The following is a 20,166-nucleotide window of genomic DNA, read 5'->3' as shown; positions in this document are numbered from 1 at the left end:
CTTATCCATGAATCAGAACGCTGAGTATTCCGCGGTCAACGACGCCGTGCGCGGGCAGTTTTTTCGCAAAGTGTGGGCGATGATCACGCCTTACTGGCGCAGTGAAGAGAAGGTCAAGGCCTGGACACTGCTGATCGCGGTGATTGCGTTGTCGCTGATCAGCGTGGGCATCTCGGTGTGGTTCAACACCTGGTACAAGGACTTCTACAACGCCCTGCAAAAGAAGGACGAGGCCGCGTTCTGGCAACTGATCCTGTATTTCTGCGCGATTGCGGCGGTGGCGATCGTCGGCGCGGTGTATCGGCTCTACCTGACGCAGATGCTGACGATCCGCTGGCGGGCATGGCTCACCGAAAAGCATTTCACCCGCTGGCTGGGTGAGAAAAACTACTACCAGCTGGAGCAGGGCGGTTACACCGATAACCCGGACCAGCGGATTTCCGAAGACCTCAACAACTTCACCTCCAACACCCTTGAACTGGGTATCGGGTTGCTGCGCAATATCGTCAGCCTGGTGTCGTTCTCGATCATTCTGTGGGGCGTGTCGGGCAGCATTGAAGTATTTGGCATCACCATCCCCGGCTACATGTTCTGGTGCGTGCTGGTTTACGCCGTAGTGGGCAGTTGGCTGACACATTTGATCGGTCGTCGCCTGATCGGCCTGAACAACCAACAACAACGCTTCGAAGCCGACCTGCGTTTCTCCATGGTGCGGATTCGTGAAAACGCCGAAAGCATTGCGTTGTACAACGGCGAGCCAAACGAAAATCGCCGCTTGAGCAATCGCTTCGGGATGGTCTGGCATAATTTCTGGGACATCATGAAGGTGTCCAAACGCCTGACGTTCTTCACCGCCGGCTACAGCCAGGCCGCCATCATCTTCCCGTTCATCGTTGCCTCGCCGCGCTACCTTGCCGGCAAGATCGAGCTCGGCGAACTGATGCAGATCAGCTCGGCATTCGGCAATGTGCAGGAAAGCTTCAGCTGGTTTATCAGTGCGTACCAGAACCTCGCTTCCTGGCGCGCTACCTGCGATCGTTTGCTGAGCTTCCACCAGGCCATGAGTGACAACGAAGGGCGTGCGCCGGCCATCGACGTACAGAATTCGGGCTCAGCGCTGAAGGTGCACAACCTGGGCCTCGACCTGGCTGAAGGGCGTCACCTGCTGAGCAACGCCGACATGACCGTGGAGGAGGGTGACCGTGTGATGCTCAGCGGTCGTTCCGGCAGTGGCAAGTCGACTTTGCTGCGGGCGATGGGGCATCTGTGGCCGACCGGCCATGGCAGTATTCGCCTGCCTTCGGCGCGCTATCTGTTCCTGCCGCAAAAGCCGTATTTGCCGATTGGCACCCTGCGTGATGCGCTCAGTTATCCACAGCCCGGCGATACCTATCCGAAGGAGCGCTACGTGCATGTGCTGGAAACCTGTCGCCTGCCGCACCTGATTGCCCGTCTCGACGAAGCCAACCACTGGCAGCGCATGCTGTCGCCGGGGGAGCAGCAGCGCCTGGCCTTTGCCCGCGCGCTGCTGTATGCACCGCAATGGCTGTATATGGACGAAGCGACCTCGGCGATGGACGAAGAAGACGAGGCCACGCTGTATCAGGCGCTGATCGATGAGTTGCCGGGGCTGAGCATTGTCAGCGTCGGCCATCGCAGCAGTCTGAAGCGCTTCCATCCACGGCACATTCGTATCGAGAATGGCCATCTGGTGGACCAGACCGTGACCGCATAAGCACCACCGCTCCTACAGGGGTAAGGTGATCGTACAACCGTGTTGCGCTATGATGCGCGTTACAGCAGCCGAACTTTTCGAGACAGATGTTCACCATGGAAAACCCGAACGACGCACCACGCCTCCCACGCAAGCGCCGCAGCCTCGCTCAGGAACTGGTGACGGTGCTGTCCGAACAGATCCGCGATGGTCATCTCAAGCGTGGTGACAAACTGCCCACGGAGTCGGCCATCATGGATGCCCATGGTGTCAGCCGCACGGTGGTGCGCGAAGCGATTTCCCGTTTGCAGGCGGCAGGCCAGGTGGAAACCCGCCATGGTATCGGCACCTTTGTGCTCGACACGCCGAGCCCGAGCGGCTTTCGGATCGACCCGGCCACCGTGGTGACCTTGCGCGATGTACTGGCGATCCTGGAACTGCGCATCAGTCTCGAAGTGGAGTCGGCCGGGCTGGCGGCGCAACGTCGCAGTCCGGAGCAACTGGCCAACATGCGCGCCGCCCTCGATGCGTTGAATGAAAGCGCCGCTCACGCCAGTGATGCCGTGGCGTCGGACTTCGCCTTCCACCTCGAGATCGCGCTGTCCACCGGTAACCGCTACTTCACCGACATCATGACCCACCTGGGCACCAGCATCATTCCGCGCACACGGCTGAACTCCGCGCGCCTGGCCCATGACGACCAGCAGCACTACATGGGGCGCCTGAGTCGTGAGCACGAGGAAATCTACGACGCCATTGCTCGTCAGGATTCCGATGCGGCCCGAGCGGCGATGCGCCTGCACCTGACCAACAGCCGCGAGCGGTTGCGTCATGCCCATGAAGAGGCTGAGGCGCAGCGAGGGTAGGTAGTCTGCCCTTGTTCTCCATCGACTGAACTACCGCTATCGCGAGCCTGCTCGCGATAGGGCCGTAACCTATAAAACAAATCCAGTAGTTTTCTCGCATCTTCCGACAACGTATCTCTTAAGTGACCGTTTATCACGGTTCTCGCAACTGTCCTTCCTCCGCTGAAACCCGCTAAAAATCAGGCCAACAGCCTTTCTTGTCGAACAATTTTCACCCTGCGCGATGAAATGCAGTTGACGGTTGTATTTTAAGTTGTACGATGACCTACAACTTCAGCGCAGGCTGAACGGTTTTCTCACACAACGTCGCTATCCAGGGTGTTCGAATAATGAATCCACAAGAACTGAAGTCCATCCTCTCTGCCGGTCTGCTGTCTTTCCCGGTCACCGATTTCAATGCTCAGGGCGACTTCAATCGCGCGGGTTACATCAAGCGTCTCGAATGGCTGGCCCCATACGGCGCCTCGGCGTTGTTCGCCGCGGGTGGCACCGGTGAGTTCTTCTCCCTGGCGGCCAGTGAATATTCGGAAATCATCAAGACCGCCGTCGACACCTGTGCCACCAGCGTGCCGATCCTGGCCGGCGTGGGCGGTTCGACCCGCCAGGCTATCGAATACGCACAGGAAGCCGAGCGTCTGGGTGCCAAAGGCCTGCTGCTGCTGCCGCACTACCTGACCGAAGCCAGCCAGGACGGCGTTGCCGCCCACGTTGAAGCCGTGTGCAAATCGGTCAACATCGGCGTGGTGGTCTACAACCGTAACGTTTGCCGCCTGACCGCACCGCTGCTGGAACGTCTGGCCGAACGCTGCCCGAACCTGATCGGCTACAAGGATGGCCTGGGTGATATCGAGTTGATGGTGTCGATTCGTCGCCGCCTCGGTGATCGCTTCAGCTACCTGGGTGGCTTGCCGACCGCCGAAGTCTATGCCGCGGCCTACAAGGCCCTGGGCGTACCGGTCTACTCCTCGGCGGTGTTCAACTTCATCCCGAAAACCGCGATGGACTTCTACCACGCCATCGCTCGTGAAGATCACGCCACCGTTGGCAAGATCATCGATGACTTCTTCCTGCCGTACCTGGACATCCGTAACCGCAAGGCCGGTTATGCGGTGAGCATCGTCAAGGCCGGGGCAAAAATTGCCGGCTACGACGCAGGTCCCGTGCGTGCGCCGCTGACCGACCTGACCGGCGAAGAGTACGAAATGCTCGCCGCGCTGATCGACAAGCAGGGCGCGCAATAACAACGATCAAACCGGAGCCGCTGAGCGATCAGCGGCTTTTTGCATGAGGAGAACGACTCGTGACAAAGCGCTACGACAACTACATCAACGGTGAATGGGTCGCCGGTGCCGATTACTCGGCCAACATCAACCCGTCCGAACTGAGCGACACCATCGGCGATTACGCCAAGGCTGACCTGGCTCAGGTCCACGCTGCCATCGATGCCGCCCGTGCCGCATTCCCGGCGTGGTCGGTTTCGGGCATTCAGGCCCGTCACGATTCGCTGGATAAAATCGGTACCGAGATCCTCGCCCGTCGCGAAGAGCTCGGCACCCTGCTGGCCAGGGAAGAGGGCAAGACCCTGCCTGAAGCCATTGGTGAAGTGACCCGTGCCGGCAACATCTTCAAATTCTTCGCCGGCGAGTGCCTGCGTCTGTCCGGCGACTATCTGCCGTCGGTGCGTCCGGGCGTCAACGTTGAAGTCACTCGCGAAGCCTTGGGCGTGGTCGGTCTGATCACCCCGTGGAACTTCCCGATTGCCATCCCGGCATGGAAAATCGCCCCGGCCCTGGCCTACGGCAACTGTGTCGTGCTCAAGCCTGCCGACCTCGTACCGGGCTGCGCCTGGGCCCTGGCCGAAATCATCTCTCGTGCCGGCTTCCCGGCCGGTGTGTTCAACCTGGTGATGGGCAGCGGTCGCGTGGTAGGCGATGCACTGGTCAACAGCCCGAAGGTCGATGGCATCAGCTTCACCGGTTCCGTCGGTGTGGGCCGTCAGATCGCGGTCAGCTGTGTGTCGCGCCAGGCCAAGGTCCAGCTGGAAATGGGCGGCAAGAACCCGCAGATCATTCTCGACGACGCCGACCTCAAGCAAGCGGTCGAGTTGTCGGTGCAGAGCGCGTTCTATTCCACTGGCCAGCGTTGCACCGCATCGAGCCGCTTCATCGTTACCGCCGGCATCCACGACAAATTCGTCGAAGCCATGGCCGAGCGCATGAAGTCGATCAAGGTCGGCCATGCCTTGAAGTCAGGTACCGACATCGGTCCGGTGGTCTCGCAAGCCCAGCTTGAACAGGACATGAAATACATCGACATCGGCCAGTCCGAAGGTGCGCGCCTGGTCAGCGGCGGCGGTTTGGTGACCTGCGACACCGAAGGCTACTTCCTCGCGCCAACCCTGTTTGCCGACAGTGAAGCTGCGATGCGCATCAGTCGTGAAGAGATCTTCGGTCCGGTGGCCAACATCGTTCGCGTAGCCGATTACGAAGCCGCACTGGCCATGGCCAACGACACCGAATTCGGTCTGTCGGCGGGCATTGCCACCACGTCGTTGAAGTACGCCAACCACTTCAAGCGCCACTCCCAGGCCGGGATGGTGATGGTCAACCTGCCGACCGCCGGTGTGGATTACCACGTTCCGTTCGGTGGGCGTAAAGGTTCATCCTATGGATCACGTGAGCAAGGTCGCTATGCGCAGGAGTTCTACACGGTCGTGAAGACCAGCTACATCGGCTCGTAACAGGAAACACCGCGGTATCGGCAACGATACCGCGCCCCCCTGTAGGAGCGAGCTTGCTCGCGATGGTCGCAAGGACGCGGCGGTAAACCTGATGCCCCGCGTCATCGTTGACCACCATCGCGAGCAAGCTCGCTCCTACAGAACACCGTTATTACCCGCATAAAAATAATCAGTGGGAGTACGTCCACATGCAATCGACCAAGCCGACTCACGTCCGCTATCTGATCCTGCTCATGCTGTTCCTGGTGACCACGATCAACTACGCCGACCGCGCTACCATCGCTATCGCCGGCTCCAGCCTGCAGAAAGACCTGGGCATTGACGCCGTTACCCTCGGCTACATCTTTTCCGCATTCGGTTGGGCCTACGTGGCCGGGCAAATCCCCGGCGGCTGGCTGCTCGACCGCTTCGGTTCGAAAAAAATCTACGCGCTGAGCATCTTCACCTGGTCGCTATTTACCGTGCTGCAGGGCTATGTCGGCGAGTTCGGCATGTCCACGGCCATCGTTGCGCTGTTCATGCTGCGCTTCCTGGTGGGCCTGGCAGAAGCGCCATCCTTCCCCGGCAATGCCCGTATCGTGGCGGCCTGGTTCCCGACCGCTGAACGCGGCACTGCCTCGGCAATCTTCAACTCCGCGCAGTACTTCGCCACCGTGCTGTTCGCGCCGCTGATGGGCTGGATCGTCTTCACGTTCGGCTGGCAGCACGTGTTCATTGTGATGGGTGCGATCGGCATTGTGTTCTCGCTGGTCTGGCTGAAAGTTATCCACAGTCCGCGCCAACACCCGATGATCAACGATGCCGAGTTCAAGCACATCGCCGACAACGGCGGCATGGTCGACATGGATCAGGACAAGGCCAAAGGTTCGGCCAAGCGCAGCGAAGGTCCGAAATGGGACTACGTGCGTCAGTTGCTGACCAATCGCATGATGCTTGGCGTGTACCTGAGCCAGTATTGCATCAACGCCATCACTTATTTCTTCCTGACCTGGTTCCCGGTGTACCTGGTACAGGAACGCGGCATGACCATTCTCAAGGCCGGTTTCATCGCCTCGCTGCCGGCGATCTGCGGCTTCATCGGCGGGGTGCTCGGCGGCGTGATTTCCGACTACCTGCTGCGCAAGGGGCACTCCCTGACCTTCGCCCGCAAGGCGCCGATCATTGCCGGCCTGCTGGTTTCCAGCAGCATCGTGGCCTGTAACTATGTGGATATCGAATGGATGGTCGTGGGTTTCATGGCCCTGGCGTTCTTCGGTAAAGGCGTGGGCGCGCTGGGTTGGGCCGTGGTGTCCGACACCTCGCCCAAGCAGATCGCCGGCCTGAGTGGCGGCCTGTTCAACATGTTCGGCAACATAGCCTCGATCACCACCCCGATCGTCATCGGCTACATCATCAGCTCCACCGGTTCGTTCAAGTGGGCGCTGGTGTTCGTCGGTTGCAACGCCTTGGTCGCGGTGTTCAGCTATCTGGTCATCGTGGGCCCGATCAAGCGTGTGGTGCTCAACGAGCCACCAGCGAATGGTTCTCAAGCCCCTGGCAAATTGTCTCAAGCGCATTCCTGAGGAGCGGCGTCATGCAGTTGATTGAACATTCCGACTCGCCGCGCTACATCCGCCTGCACGAGCGGGATAACGTGGTGATCGTGGTCAACGATCAGGGGGTTCCGGCCGGTACCGAGTTTTCGGACGGCCTGGTCACCGTGGATTTCGTACCACAGAGCCACAAGGTCACCCTGGCGGATATTCCCGAAGGTGGCCAGGTGATTCGTTACGGCCAGGTCATTGGCTACGCCTTGCAGCCGATTCCCCGTGGCAGTTGGGTCAAGGAAGATCAACTGCGCATGCCGACCGCGCCGCCGCTGGACAGCCTGCCGCTGTCCACGGACGTGCCGGCTGCGCAAGCACCGCTGGAAGGCTTCACTTTCGAGGGTTATCGCAACGCCGACGGCACCGTCGGTACGCGCAACATTCTCGGCATCACCACCACTGTGCAGTGTGTGACCGGGGTGCTCGATCATGCGGTCAAGCGCATCAAGGCCGAGTTGCTGCCCAAATACCCGCACGTCGATGACGTGGTGGCGCTGACCCACAGCTACGGCTGCGGCGTGGCCATCACGGCCACCGACGCCTACATCCCGATTCGCACCGTACGCAACCTGGCGCGCAACCCGAACCTGGGTGGCGAAGCCCTGGTGATCAGCCTGGGCTGCGAGAAATTGCAGGCCGGGCAGGTGATGCACGACAACGATAGCTCGGTGGATCTCAGCGAGCCGTGGTTGTACCGCTTGCAGGATTCCAGCCACGGCTTCACCGAGATGATCGAGCAGATCATGGAGCTGGCCGAAGTCCGCCTTAAGAAGCTTGATCAACGCCGTCGCGAAACCGTGCCCGCATCCGAGCTGATCCTCGGCATGCAGTGCGGCGGTAGCGATGCGTTCTCCGGCATCACCGCCAACCCGGCACTCGGCTATGCCTCGGACCTGCTGCTGCGGGCCGGTGCGACAGTGATGTTTTCCGAAGTCACCGAAGTGCGCGATGCCATTTATCTGCTGACCTCCCGCGCGGAAAACCAGGACGTCGCCCAGGAACTGGTGCGGGAAATGGACTGGTACGACCGTTACCTGGCCAAGGGCGAAGCCGATCGCAGTGCCAACACCACGCCGGGCAACAAGAAGGGCGGGTTGTCGAACATTGTCGAGAAGTCATTGGGCTCGATCGTCAAGTCCGGCAGCAGCGCGATCAATGGCGTGCTTGGCCCTGGCGAGCGTTTCAAGCGCAAAGGCCTGATCTTCTGTGCGACCCCGGCCAGCGATTTTGTCTGCGGGACGTTGCAGTTGGCGGCGGGGATGAACCTGCATGTATTCACTACCGGTCGCGGCACGCCTTACGGGCTGGCCATGGCGCCGGTGGTGAAGGTATCGACGCGCACCGAGCTGGCGCAACGCTGGCCGGACCTGATCGACATCGACGCCGGGCGCATTGCCACCGGGCGTGCGTCCATCGAGGAGCTTGGCTGGGAGCTGTTCCACTACTACCTGGACGTGGCCAGCGGCAAGCAGCAGACGTGGGCGGAGAAGCACAAGCTGCATAACGACATCACCCTGTTCAACCCGGCGCCGATCACCTGAGACCGAGTCGCCTGCTTCGCGAGCAAGCCCGCTCCCACACTGGATTTTTTGCCGTGCACAGATTTTGTGTTCGACACTGAGCAAATGTGGGAGCGGGCTTGCTCGCGAAGGCGATCCAGCAGGCGCCGAAGTCTTCAGTGGCTTATCATTAGCCCCCTAACGACGCCCACCCCCAAGGTCCTCCCGGCATGCTGGCAATTTTCCTCGAAACCCTGAACATCACCGCGCCGGTGTTTGCCATGCTGTTTCTGGGGGTGCTGCTCAAACGCATCGACTGGATCAACGACAACTTCATCCACACCGCGTCGTCACTGGTGTTCAACGTCACCATGCCGGCGCTGCTGTTTCTTGGCATCCTGCATGCCGATCTGCACGCGGCGTTGCAGCCGGCACTGCTGATCTACTTCTCCCTGGCAACCCTGGTGTGTTTTGCCATCGCCTGGGGCTGGGCGATCTGGAAGTGCCCGCGGGAAGATCGGGGGATCTACACCCAGGGTGCCTTTCGCGGTAACAACGGGGTCATCGGCCTGGCGCTGGCGGCAAGCATGTATGGCGACTACGGGATTTCCCTCGGGGCGATCCTCGCGGCGCTGGTGATCCTGTTCTACAACACGCTGTCGACCATCGTGCTGGCGGTGTACAGCCCGGTGATCAAGTCCGATCCGTGGAGCATCTGCAAAAGCGTGTTCAGCAATCCGCTGATCATCAGCGTGATTGCGGCTGCACCGTTCGCCTACTTCAAGATCGGCTTGCCGGGATGGCTCGAGACCTCCGGCCAGTATCTGGCGCAAACCACCTTGCCGCTCGCATTAATCTGTATCGGCGGCACGCTGTCGCTGGCGGCGCTGCGCAAAAGCGGCAACATGGCGCTGAGTTCCAGCCTGGTGAAGATGATCGGCCTGCCGGTGCTGGCGACGCTGGGCGCATGGCTGTGTGGTTTTCGTGGTGCGGAACTGGGGATTCTGTTTCTGTACTTCGGCAGCCCGACTGCCGCTGCGAGTTTCGTCATGGCCCGGGCGGCGGATGGTAACCATGAATTGGCGGCGGCGATCATCGTGATCACCACGCTGATGGCGGCGGTCACCACCAACGTCGGGATTTTCTTTTTGCAGTGGGGTGGGTGGATCTAGCGTCAGGATTTGCGGTGAATTGAAGGGCCCCTTCGCGAGCAAGCCCGCTCCCACAGGGGGAATGCATTGCAAATGTGGGAGCGGGCTTGCTCGCGAAGACGGCGCAACCAACACTGCAACTTTCGGATAGTTACTCTGGCTTCTGGTAACTGTCGATCACTTCCTGCGCCGCGCGAAACGCATCGATCGCCGCCGGCACACCGGCATACACCGCGCAATGCAGCAGCGCTTCGCGAATCTCTTCCACGGTACAGCCGTTGTTCAGCGCACCGCGCACGTGACCTTTCAACTCCTGCGGGCACTTGAGCGCGGTCAGTGCAGCGAGGGTGATCAGGCTGCGGGTTTTCAGCGGCAACCCTTCGCGATTCCACACACCACCCCAGGCGTGTTCATTGACGAAATCCTGCAGGGGTTGAGTGAACTCGGTGGCGTTGCCCAGTGCGCGGTCGACGAAGGCGTCGCCCATCACTTGGCGGCGGACTTCAACGCCGGGTTTTTTATTCTCGGTCATGGGGCTTCCTTCTTATGGTGTTGGCGACGCCAGGCGCGCAGCGACGTGAACAGCAAGAACGCCACCAGCGCCGGCAGGACGAAAAACAGCATCAAGTGTTCGAGCTTGCCGGCCAGTGGCATGCCGGTGGTGAACGACACCACGTGCAGCCCGTATGCCAGGTACAAGCCCAGAAACAGCAGGCCTTCGGCGCGGGTCACCCGGTAGCCGGAGTAGAACACCGGCAGGCACAGCGCCGCGACGCCAAGCATCACCGGCAGGTCGAAATCCAGGGCATTGGGCGACACCGACAGCGGTGATGGTGCCACCAGCGCGGTAAAGCCGAGCACGCCCAGCAGGTTGAACAGGTTGCTGCCAATCACGTTGCCCACGGCAATATCACGCTCGCCGCGCGTCGCGGCGATCAATGACGTGGCGAGCTCAGGCAGTGATGTGCTGACGGCGACGATGGTCAGGCCGATGATCCGCTCCGACAACCCGAGATCGGTGGCGACCGCAACGGCTGCACCCAGCAGCAAGTGCCCGGCGTACACCAGCATCGCCAACCCGACGACAATCATCAGCAGGCTGCTCAGCCATGGCGCTTGTGCATGGTGGTCATGGCTCGATACCGGCCGCGCCGAATGCCGTGACTGGCGCAGCAACAAACCCAGGTAGATCGCCAGTGCCGTCAGCAGCATCACGCCGTCGGCACGGGTCAGTTCTTCATTCCAGGCGAGTACGAACACCAACAGGCTGGCGCCGATCATCAGCGGGATATCCAGGCGCACCAGTTGCCGGGAAACCCGCAACGGGATGATCAGCGCGGACAAGCCGAGGGTGACGAGGATGTTGAAAATGCTGCTGCCGATCACGCTGCCGACGGCAATGTCGGCGTTATGCGCCAGGGTCGCTTGCAGGCTGACCGCCATTTGCGGTGCGCTGCTGCCGAGAGCGACGATGGTCAGGCCGATGATCAGTGGGCGTATGTGCAACCGCGCGGCGATGCGTACAGCAGCGCGTACCATCAATTCGGCACCGACGATCAGCAGGAACAAGCCGCTGAGCAATTCGATCACGCTGATCAGGGGTAAATCGGCTAATCCGAAAATGGTCGGGGCTCCATCGGTCAGTCGTCGAGGGCCTGGACCCGCACCCGGGCCGTGCCGCTTTTGAGCATGCCCAGGCGTGCGGCGGCTTCGTGGGACAGGTCGATCAGCCGGCCGCGGGTGTGTGGCCCACGATCATTGATGCGCACCACGCAGGATTTGTCGTTATTGAGATTGGTCACCTTCACCCGCGTACCGAAGGGTAGCTGGCGATGGGCGGCGGTCATGGAATTCTTGTCGAAACGCTCGCCATTGGCGGTGCGTTTGCCTTGGTGTTTGGCGCCGTAGTACGAAGCCACGCCGGTTTTGTCGTAGCCATGCGGATCGACGGTGTCGGTGCTGGCGCAACCGGCCAGGAGCGAGAGGAGGGCGCAGGCGCCGAGCAGACGTATCATTCGAAGGTTTCCCGAAATAACTGCAGGATAGAGCCAATGTGGCGAGGGGGCTTGCCCCCGTTGGACTGCGTAGCAGTCCCTAAACCTGAATCCTCGGTTCATCAAATGGATCCCGATTTCAGATAATGGGGCCGCTCCGCGACCCAACGGGGGCAAGCCCCCTCGCCACAGAAGCTCGCTCCTACAAGGTTTTGAGCCAGGACTGAAATCCGGCTCCATTTCTATCAACCTTCGAGCTTGCTTTTGAGCAATTCGTTCACTTGTTGCGGGTTGGCCTTGCCTTTGGAAGCTTTCATGGCCTGGCCGACGAAGAAGCCGAACATCTTGCCGCGCTTGGCTTCGTCTGCCGCGCGGTATTGTTCGACCTGCTCGGCGTTGGCCGCAAGCATTTCGTCCAGCACCGCCGAGATGGCGCCGGTGTCGGTCACTTGCTTGAGGCCGCGCTTGTCGATGATCTCGTCCGCGCTGCCTTCGCCGTTGGCCATCGCTTCGAACACCACCTTGGCGATTTTGCCGGAGATGGTGTTGTCCTTGATGCGCAGCAACATGCCGCCCAGGAGCTCCGCGGAAACCGGCGACTGTTCGATGTCCAGGCCTTGCTTGTTGAGCAGGCTGCCCAACTCGACCATCACCCAGTTCGCCGCCAGTTTGGCGTCGCCACCGATGCTCGCGACTTTCTCGAAGTAATCGGCTTGTTCGCGGCTGGTGGCCAGCACGCTGGCGTCGTAGACCGACAGACCGAATTGTTCCTGGAAGCGCTCGCGCTTCTGCGGTGGCAGTTCCGGCAGAGTGGCGCGCACGTCGTCGAGGAACGAGTTCTCGATGACCACCGGCAGCAGGTCCGGATCGGGGAAGTAACGGTAGTCGTTGGCTTCCTCTTTGCTGCGCATCGGACGGGTCTCGTCCTTGTTCGGATCGTACAGGCGGGTCTGCTGGATCACTTTGCCGCCGTCTTCGATCAATTCGATCTGACGCTGGATTTCGCTGTTGATCGCCTTCTCGATGAAACGGAACGAGTTGACGTTCTTGATCTCGCAACGGGTACCGAACTCGACCTGGCCCTTTGGACGGATCGACACGTTGCAGTCGCAACGCAGCGAACCTTCGGCCATGTTGCCGTCGCAGATGCCCAGGTAACGCACCAGCGCGTGGATCGCCTTGACGTAAGCCACGGCTTCCTTGGCGCTGCGCATGTCCGGTTCGGAAACGATTTCCAGCAACGGCGTGCCGGCACGGTTCAGGTCGATGCCGCTGGCGCCGCTGAATTCTTCGTGCAGGCTCTTGCCGGCGTCTTCTTCCAGGTGCGCCCGGGTGATGCCGACACGCTTGACCGTGCCGTCTTCCAGGGCGATGTCCAGGTGGCCCTTGCCGACGATCGGCAATTCCATCTGGCTGATCTGGTAGCCCTTGGGCAGGTCCGGGTAAAAGTAGTTTTTACGGGCGAACACGTTGTGCTGGCCGATCTCGGCGTCAATCGCCAGACCGAACATCACCGCCATGCGTACCGCTTCCTGGTTCAGCACCGGCAGCACGCCGGGCATGCCCAGGTCTACCAGGCTGGCCTGGGTGTTCGGTTCGGAACCGAAGGTGGTGGAACTACCGGAAAAGATTTTCGACCGGGTGGTGAGCTGGGTGTGAATCTCCAGCCCGATCACGACTTCCCATTGCATGTGTGTCTCCTCAGAAGCCGGTTGGGGTGCGGGTGTGCCAGTCAGTGTTCAACTGGTACTGGTGCGCAACGTTGAGCAAGCGGCCTTCCTGGAAATACGGGGCGAGCAGTTGCACGCCGACCGGCAGACCGTCGACGAAACCGGCCGGCATCGACAGGCCTGGCAGGCCCGCGAGGTTGGCGGTGATGGTGTAGACGTCTTCCAGGTACGCAGCGACCGGGTCGCTGTTCTTGGCGCCGAGCTTCCAGGCCGGGTTCGGCGTGGTTGGGCCGAGGATGATGTCGACCTCATTGAAGGCGGCCATGAAGTCGTTCTTGATCAGGCGACGAATCTTCTGTGCCTTCAGGTAGTAGGCGTCGTAGTAACCGGCCGACAGGGCGTAGGCACCCACCATGATGCGGCGCTGCACTTCTGTGCCGAAACCTTCGCCACGGGAGCGCTTGTACAGGTCTTCGAGGTTTTTCGGGTCTTCGCAGCGATAGCCGAAGCGCACGCCGTCGAAACGCGACAGGTTGGAAGAGGCTTCCGCCGGGGCGATCACGTAGTACGCAGGAATTGCGTGCTGCATGTTCGGCAGGCTGATTTCCTTGACCACGGCACCGAGCTTTTTCAGCTCTTCGACGCTGGCCATGACCAGGTCGGCAATGCGCGGGTCGAGGCCGGCGCTGAAGTACTCTTTCGGCACGCCAATGCGCAGGCCTTGCAGCGAGCCGTTGAGGCTGGCGCTGTAGTCCGGCACGGGCTCGTCGATGCTGGTGGAGTCGTTCGGATCGAAGCCGGCCATACCTTGCAATAAAATTGCGCAGTCTTCAGCGGTGCGTGCCATCGGGCCGCCCTGATCGAGACTGGAGGCGTAGGCGATCATGCCCCAGCGCGATACACGACCGTACGTCGGTTTCAGGCCGGTGAGGTTGGTCAATGCGGCGGGCTGACGAATGGAGCCGCCGGTGTCGGTGCCGGTGGCGGCAGGCAGCAGACGGGCGGCCACTGCAGCAGCGGAGCCGCCGGACGAACCGCCTGGCACGTGTTCCAGGTTCCACGGGTTTTTCACCGCACCGTACCAGCTCGACTCGTTGGCCGAACCCATGGCGAATTCGTCCATGTTGGTCTTGCCCAGGGTCACGGTGCCGGCAGCAGCCAGTTTGGCGACGACGGTGGCGTCGTACGGGGCCTTGAAGTTGTCGAGCATCTTCGAGCCACAGCTGGTGCGAATGCCCTGGGTGCAGAACAGGTCCTTGTGGGCGATCGGCGCGCCGAGCAGGGCGCCGCTCTCACCATTGGCCCGACGGGCGTCAGCGGCTTTCGCCTGCGTGAGCGCCAGGTCCTCGGTGAGGCTGATGAAACTGTTGAGCTGTGGATCGAGCTGGGCGATGCGCGCCAGCAGGACTTTGGTCAGCTCTTCGGAGGAAAACTTTTTATCGGCGAGTCCGCGGGCGATCTCGGCCAGAGTCAATTGATGCATTGCAGGCTCTTTCCCTTTAGTCGATGACTTTCGGAACCAGGTACAGGCCGTTTTCGACCGCTGGTGCGATGGACTGGTAGGCCTCGCGGTTATTGGTCTCGGTCACGACGTCTGCACGCAGGCGCTGGCTGGCTTCCAGCGGGTGGGCCAGCGGTTCGATACCGTCGGTATCGACCGCCTGCATTTCGTCGACCAGCCCGAGAATGCTGTTGAGGGCCGAAGTGATGTGTGGAAGATCGGCATCATTGAGGCCAAGGCAGGCCAGATGAGCGATTTTTTCCACGTCGGAGCGTTCTAGCGCCATTGGGATTCTCCAGTGGAAAACAAAACGGACGGCGTCCGTGTGTTAGATTGTCGGAACACTACCGCACTTCTACGGTCATAAGGCCGCGATTGTGGGGCTTGGTGCACAGAAAAGCGGCCAATTTAACATATTGGCGCCTTGCCCAAAATCCCTGTCGTTGTTAGAGTTTGCCGCACTTTTTTACCCACGCGTTGCCTAGGGTCCCTTTCCCATGTTCAAGAAACTGCGTGGCATGTTTTCCAGCGATCTTTCCATTGACCTGGGCACTGCCAACACCCTTATTTACGTGCGCGAGCGCGGTATCGTCCTGAATGAGCCCTCCGTTGTGGCCATTCGGACACACGGTAACCAGAAAAGTGTCGTTGCTGTCGGCACCGAAGCCAAGCGCATGCTCGGCCGTACACCGGGCAACATCGCTGCCATTCGTCCGATGAAGGACGGCGTGATCGCCGACTTCAGCGTGTGCGAAAAAATGCTGCAGTACTTTATCAACAAGGTTCACGAAAACAGCTTCCTGCAGCCTAGCCCTCGCGTGTTGATCTGCGTTCCATGCAAATCCACCCAGGTCGAGCGTCGTGCCATCCGCGAATCGGCCCTCGGTGCCGGTGCCCGCGAAGTATTCCTGATCGAAGAACCAATGGCCGCTGCCATCGGTGCCGGCCTGCCGGTTGAAGAAGCTCGCGGCTCGATGGTCGTGGATATCGGTGGCGGTACCACCGAAATCGCGCTGATCTCCCTGAACGGTGTGGTTTACGCCGAATCCGTGCGCGTTGGCGGCGACCGCTTCGACGAAGCGATCATCACCTATGTACGTCGCAACTACGGCAGCCTGATCGGTGAGTCGACTGCAGAGCGCATCAAGCAGGAAATCGGTACCGCCTACCCGGGCGGCGAAGTTCGCGAAGTCGACGTTCGTGGCCGTAACCTGGCCGAAGGCGTTCCACGCGCATTCACCCTGAACTCCAACGAAGTGCTGGAAGCTCTGCAAGAGTCCCTGGCGACCATCGTTCAGGCCGTGAAAAGCGCCCTGGAGCAATCGCCTCCGGAACTGGCTTCCGACATCGCCGAGCGCGGCCTGGTACTGACCGGTGGCGGCGCCTTGCTGCGCGACCTGGACAAGTTGCTGGCCCAGGAAACCGGTCTGCCGGTGATCGTTGCCGAAGACCCGCTGACCTGCGTTGCTCGCGGCGGTGGCCGTGCATTGGAAATGATGGATAAACACACCATGGACCTGCTTTCCAGCGAATAAGTCGCCGGATCGCCTCTATGCTGTTGAGCGCGCAGGCGGCACTTTGCAGTGCTGCCTGTTCGCGTTTATCTTCTGTCAGTCTGCATCCAGGCCGGATTGCTGCCGTATGAATAAACAGAACATTTGCCTGGGAGGAGCGGCTTATTAAACCGCTTTTCACCAAGGGCCCTTCACTGGGCGTGCGCCTGTTGGTGCTGGTCGTGCTATCGATCGCGCTGATGGTGGTCGATGCCCGTTTCAGTCTGCTCAAGCCTGCACGCAGCCAGATGTCGCTGGTGCTGATGGACGCCTACTGGATCACCGACCTGCCCGGACGACTGTGGGATGGCGTTGCCAGTCAGTTTGGCAGCCGGACCGAACTCGTCGCCGAAAACGAAAAACTCAAGACTGAAAACCTGCTGTTGCAGGGGCGCATGCAAAAACTTGCCGCCCTGACCGAGCAGAACGTTCGGCTGCGCGAGTTGCTCAACTCTTCGGCGCTGGTCAACGAGAAAGTCGAAGTGGCCGAGTTGATCGGCATGGACCCCAACCCCTTCACCCATCGCATCATCATCAATAAAGGTGAGCGCGACGGCGTGGTCCTCGGTCAGCCGGTACTCGATGCCCGCGGCCTGATGGGCCAGGTGGTCGAGTTGATGCCCTACACCTCCCGCGTCCTGCTGCTGACCGATACCACCCACAGCATTCCGGTGCAGGTGAACCGTAACGGTTTGCGGGCGATTGCCAGCGGCACCGGCAACCCGGAGCGCCTGGAGTTGCGTCATGTGGCCGATACCGCCGACATCAAGGAAGGCGACTTGCTGGTCAGCTCCGGCCTCGGCCAACGTTTCCCGGCCGGTTACCCGGTGGCGACGGTCAAGGAAGTGATTCACGATTCCGGCCAGCCGTTTGCCATTGTCCGCGCCATTCCGACCGCCGCCTTGAACCGCAGCCGCTACTTGCTGCTGGTATTCAGCGACAACCGTACTGCCGAAGAGCGTGCCAACGACGCCGCCCAGGCCCAGGAGAACCTGGATGCGCAGGGCGGTGGTCCGATCATTCCGGCGACGGTTCCGAAACTGGTCAATCCCGCAGCCACCGCTGCACCGGCCGCCGCACCGGCGACTCCTGCTACGGCGGCGCCTGCAGCCACGGCGCCAGCCAAGCCAGCCACCACGCCAGCCAAGCCTGCGGCCACGCATCCTGCGGCAGCTAAACCCGCTGCCGCGAAGCCTGTCGCCAAGCCGCCGGTCTCCGCGCCGGCCACTCCAGTGGGGAGAGAATAATGGGCGGTGTAAAAGCATCCCGAAACGGCTGGATAGTCTGGGTGACGTTTGCCGTTGGCCTGCTGCTGAGCGTTTCACCCCTGCCGCAATTCATGGAAATCCTGCGCCCGCTGTGGCTGGCCTTGCTGCTGGCCTTCTGGGCGTTGAACATGCCGCAGACAGTGGGGATGGTGACCGCGTTTTGCCTGGGACTGGCTGAAGACGTGCTCTACGGCACCTTGTTGGGACAGAACGCATTGATCCTGACGCTCATCACCTACCTCGTACTGGCGCTGCAACAACGCCTGCGGATGTTCCCGATGTGGCAACAGAGCCTGGTGATACTGGTGATCTTCGGCCTGGCGCAACTTGTACAGCTATGGCTCAGCGCCTTGACCGGCAATCGTCAGCCAACGCTGGCGCTGGTGCTGCCGGCACTGGTCAGTGCATTGCTCTGGCCCTGGATCAGTTTCGGTTTGCGCGGATTGCGTCGACGCTACAAAATCAATTGATTCGGTCAGGCATTAGACAGGGAGAGGTCTTGATGAAACGGTTGTACCTCGCCTCTGGCTCGCCCCGTCGACGTGAATTGCTCACGCAGATCGGCGTTCCGTTCTCCGCGGTCAGTGCGGACATCGATGAAACCCCTTTACCTCAAGAATCCCCTTCGGCCTACGTCGAGCGCCTGGCGCGCGGCAAAGCCGAAGCGGGGCGCGACGCTGTCGTGTCCGATGTCCCGTTCTGCGTGCTCGGCGCCGATACCGCCGTGGTATTCGACGGAAAAATTCTCGGCAAACCGGTTGATCAAGCGGATGCGTGCACCATGCTGATGATGTTGTCAGGGTGTGAGCATGAGGTCCTGACCGCGATTGCCGTGCTCGATGGCGAACGTTGCGAGTCCCGGGTTGTCAGCAGTCGGGTGCGTTTTCGTGATATCAGTCGTGCAGAAGCCGCCGCCTACTGGGCCAGCAGTGAGCCAAGGGACAAGGCGGGCGGCTATGGCATTCAAGGACTGGGTGCGGTGTTTGTCGCCGGGCTCAATGGAAGTTATTCGGCGGTGGTCGGACTACCGCTTTGCGAAACCGCGCAACTGCTCGGCCATTTCGGCATACCCTGTTGGCAACCCCTGGGCGCGCTTTAAGCGTCGTCCTGAACAGATGCGGCCATTATCGTGAACATGCCTGAACGAGACCCTGCCATGAGTGAAGAGATCCTGATCAACATCACGCCGATGGAGTCGCGCGTGGCGGTGGTCGAAAACGGTGTCCTGCAAGAGGTCCATGTCGAGCGTACGCAAAAGCGCGGGATCGTCGGCAACATCTATAAAGGCAAAGTCGTGCGGGTATTGCCGGGGATGCAGGCGGCATTCGTCGACATCGGCCTGGATCGTGCCGCGTTCATTCATGCGTCGGAAATTTCCCTGCGCGAAGGCCCGGCGGTCGAGAGCATCAGTGCCCTGGTGCACGAAGGCCAGAGCCTGGTGGTGCAAGTGACCAAGGACCCGATCGGCTCCAAAGGCGCACGCCTGACCACTCAGTTGTCGATCCCTTCGCGTTACCTGGTGTACATGCCACGCACGGCCCACGTCGGCATTTCCCTGAAGATCGAAGACGAAGCCGAGCGCGAACGCCTCAAGCAAGTGGTCACCGATTGCGTGGCCAAGGAAGGCATCAAGGAGGCCGGCGGTTTCATCCTGCGCACGGCAGCCGAAGGCGCCGGCGCCGATGAAATCCTCATGGACATCCGCTACCTGCGCAGGCTTTGGGATCAGATCAGCGCCCAGATCAAAACCATCAGCGCGCCCAGCGTGATCTACGAAGACCTCGGTCTGGCGCTGCGCACCCTGCGTGACCTGGTGAGCCCGAAAATCGAGAAGATCCGTATCGACTCACGGGAAACCTTCCAGAAAACCACGCAGTTCGTCGCCGAATTGATGCCCGAGATTGCCGACCGTCTGGAACATTACCCGGGCGAGCGGCCGATTTTCGACCTGTATGGCGTCGAAGACGAAATCCAGAAGGCGCTCGAGCGCAAGGTCCCGCTCAAGTCCGGCGGTTATCTGGTGGTCGACCCGGCGGAAGCCATGAGCACGATCGACGTCAACACCGGGGCGTTCGTCGGCCATCGCAACCTCGAAGAAACCATCTTCAAGACCAACCTCGAAGCCGCGACGGCCATCGCCCGTCAATTGCGCCTGCGTAACCTCGGCGGAATCATCATCATCGACTTCATCGACATGGAAGATGAAGAACACCAGCGCCAGGTGTTGCGCACGCTCGAAAAGCAACTGGAGCGCGATCACGCCAAGACCAACATCATCGGCATCACCGAACTGGGCCTGGTGCAGATGACCCGCAAGCGCACCCGCGAAAGCCTTGAGCAAGTGTTGTGCGAGCCGTGCAACGCCTGTCAGGGGCGCGGCAAGCTCAAGACCCCGGAAACCGTTTGCTACGAAATCTTCCGCGAAATCCTGCGTGAGGCTCGCGCCTATCAGGCGGAAGGCTATCGTGTATTGGCGAACCAGAAAGTGGTGGACCGCCTGCTCGACGAAGAGTCGGGCAACGTCGCCGAGCTGGAAGGGTTTATCGGGCGCACCATTCGCTTCCAGGTCGAAACCATGTATTCCCAGGAACAATACGACGTGGTGTTGCTCTGAAGCGATTCAC

General features: G+C 60.8%; 18 protein-coding genes. 12 read left to right on the top strand and 6 right to left on the bottom strand.

Features of this window, described 5'->3' with window-relative positions; genetic code table 11:
- Nucleotides 1-7 precede the first annotated feature (7 nt).
- From ACLD1X_RS12475 to ACLD1X_RS12445, 7 genes are all read left to right on the top strand, one after another.
- Nucleotides 8-1,735 (top strand): ABC transporter ATP-binding protein/permease, encoded by a 1,728-nt coding sequence (locus tag ACLD1X_RS12475; RefSeq protein ID WP_429367985.1) that lies wholly within the window; start codon nt 8-10, stop codon nt 1,733-1,735.
- Nucleotides 1,736-1,830: 95 nt separating this feature from the next.
- Nucleotides 1,831-2,580, top strand: a complete 750-nt coding sequence (locus ACLD1X_RS12470) for a FadR/GntR family transcriptional regulator (RefSeq protein WP_223467498.1) — start codon at nt 1,831-1,833, stop codon at nt 2,578-2,580.
- Between the two features lie 329 nt (nt 2,581-2,909).
- Nucleotides 2,910-3,821, top strand: coding sequence for a 5-dehydro-4-deoxyglucarate dehydratase (gene kdgD / locus ACLD1X_RS12465; RefSeq protein ID WP_007981458.1), 912 nt, complete (start codon nt 2,910-2,912; stop codon nt 3,819-3,821).
- Nucleotides 3,822-3,880: 59 nt separating this feature from the next.
- The gene (locus ACLD1X_RS12460; RefSeq protein WP_429367982.1) at nt 3,881-5,320 is read left to right on the top strand and encodes an aldehyde dehydrogenase family protein; all 1,440 of its coding nucleotides are present in this window, start codon (nt 3,881-3,883) and stop codon (nt 5,318-5,320) included.
- Nucleotides 5,321-5,508: 188 nt separating this feature from the next.
- Nucleotides 5,509-6,882, top strand: coding sequence for an MFS transporter (locus ACLD1X_RS12455; RefSeq protein ID WP_429367980.1), 1,374 nt, complete (start codon nt 5,509-5,511; stop codon nt 6,880-6,882).
- An 11-nt stretch (nt 6,883-6,893) separates the two neighbouring features.
- The gene (garD, locus tag ACLD1X_RS12450; protein ID WP_429367978.1) at nt 6,894-8,447 is read left to right on the top strand and encodes a galactarate dehydratase; all 1,554 of its coding nucleotides are present in this window, start codon (nt 6,894-6,896) and stop codon (nt 8,445-8,447) included.
- Between the two features lie 188 nt (nt 8,448-8,635).
- A complete protein-coding gene (locus ACLD1X_RS12445) occupies nt 8,636-9,577 on the top strand; it encodes an AEC family transporter (RefSeq protein ID WP_429367976.1) in 942 nt (313 codons plus the stop codon).
- Nucleotides 9,578-9,707: 130 nt separating this feature from the next.
- Here the strand turns inward: ACLD1X_RS12445 and ACLD1X_RS12440 are convergent, their stop codons facing one another.
- From ACLD1X_RS12440 to gatC, 6 genes are all read right to left on the bottom strand, one after another.
- Entirely contained in the window at nt 9,708-10,088 is a 381-nt protein-coding gene (locus tag ACLD1X_RS12440) for a carboxymuconolactone decarboxylase family protein (protein ID WP_057716435.1), read from the bottom strand.
- On the bottom strand, nt 10,085-11,146 hold the full coding sequence (locus ACLD1X_RS12435) for a calcium/sodium antiporter (RefSeq protein ID WP_429367974.1): 1,062 nt from the start codon (nt 11,144-11,146) through the stop codon (nt 10,085-10,087). Before ACLD1X_RS12435 ends, ACLD1X_RS12440 begins: the two co-directional genes overlap by 4 nt.
- Before the next feature lie 50 nt (nt 11,147-11,196).
- Nucleotides 11,197-11,571: a septal ring lytic transglycosylase RlpA family protein gene (locus ACLD1X_RS12430; RefSeq protein ID WP_429367972.1), complete on the bottom strand. Its 375-nt coding sequence runs from the start codon at nt 11,569-11,571 to the stop codon at nt 11,197-11,199.
- A gap of 224 nt (nt 11,572-11,795) precedes the next feature.
- Nucleotides 11,796-13,241, bottom strand: a complete 1,446-nt coding sequence (gene gatB / locus ACLD1X_RS12425) for an Asp-tRNA(Asn)/Glu-tRNA(Gln) amidotransferase subunit GatB (protein ID WP_008057516.1) — start codon at nt 13,239-13,241, stop codon at nt 11,796-11,798.
- A 10-nt stretch (nt 13,242-13,251) separates the two neighbouring features.
- The gene (gene gatA / locus ACLD1X_RS12420) at nt 13,252-14,703 is read right to left on the bottom strand and encodes an Asp-tRNA(Asn)/Glu-tRNA(Gln) amidotransferase subunit GatA (RefSeq protein ID WP_429367970.1); all 1,452 of its coding nucleotides are present in this window, start codon (nt 14,701-14,703) and stop codon (nt 13,252-13,254) included.
- A 16-nt stretch (nt 14,704-14,719) separates the two neighbouring features.
- A complete protein-coding gene (gene gatC / locus ACLD1X_RS12415; RefSeq protein WP_024011606.1) occupies nt 14,720-15,007 on the bottom strand; it encodes an Asp-tRNA(Asn)/Glu-tRNA(Gln) amidotransferase subunit GatC in 288 nt (95 codons plus the stop codon).
- Nucleotides 15,008-15,218: 211 nt separating this feature from the next.
- Here gatC and mreB point away from each other — a divergent pair, with 211 nt between their 5' ends.
- The 5 genes from mreB (at nt 15,219) to rng (ending at nt 20,156) form a co-directional block, all read left to right on the top strand.
- A complete protein-coding gene (gene mreB / locus ACLD1X_RS12410) occupies nt 15,219-16,256 on the top strand; it encodes a rod shape-determining protein MreB (protein ID WP_002555108.1) in 1,038 nt (345 codons plus the stop codon).
- 143 nt (nt 16,257-16,399) lie between these two features.
- On the top strand, nt 16,400-17,521 hold the full coding sequence (gene mreC / locus ACLD1X_RS12405; protein ID WP_429368174.1) for a rod shape-determining protein MreC: 1,122 nt from the start codon (nt 16,400-16,402) through the stop codon (nt 17,519-17,521).
- Nucleotides 17,521-18,012: a rod shape-determining protein MreD gene (gene mreD / locus ACLD1X_RS12400; RefSeq protein WP_429367967.1), complete on the top strand. Its 492-nt coding sequence runs from the start codon at nt 17,521-17,523 to the stop codon at nt 18,010-18,012. The genes mreC and mreD overlap by 1 nt, the downstream gene beginning before the upstream one ends.
- A gap of 32 nt (nt 18,013-18,044) precedes the next feature.
- On the top strand, nt 18,045-18,641 hold the full coding sequence (locus ACLD1X_RS12395; protein ID WP_429367965.1) for a Maf family protein: 597 nt from the start codon (nt 18,045-18,047) through the stop codon (nt 18,639-18,641).
- Nucleotides 18,642-18,698: 57 nt separating this feature from the next.
- Nucleotides 18,699-20,156 (top strand): ribonuclease G, encoded by a 1,458-nt coding sequence (gene rng, locus ACLD1X_RS12390; protein WP_007970246.1) that lies wholly within the window; start codon nt 18,699-18,701, stop codon nt 20,154-20,156.
- Nucleotides 20,157-20,166: the final 10 nt, after the last annotated feature.

This window comes from Pseudomonas sp. 18173 (assembly GCF_050432945.1).
GTDB lineage: Bacteria > Pseudomonadota > Gammaproteobacteria > Pseudomonadales > Pseudomonadaceae > Aquipseudomonas.
The sequence above is the reverse complement of the archived record's forward strand: the minus strand, read 5'-3'. Positions and strand labels throughout refer to the sequence as shown.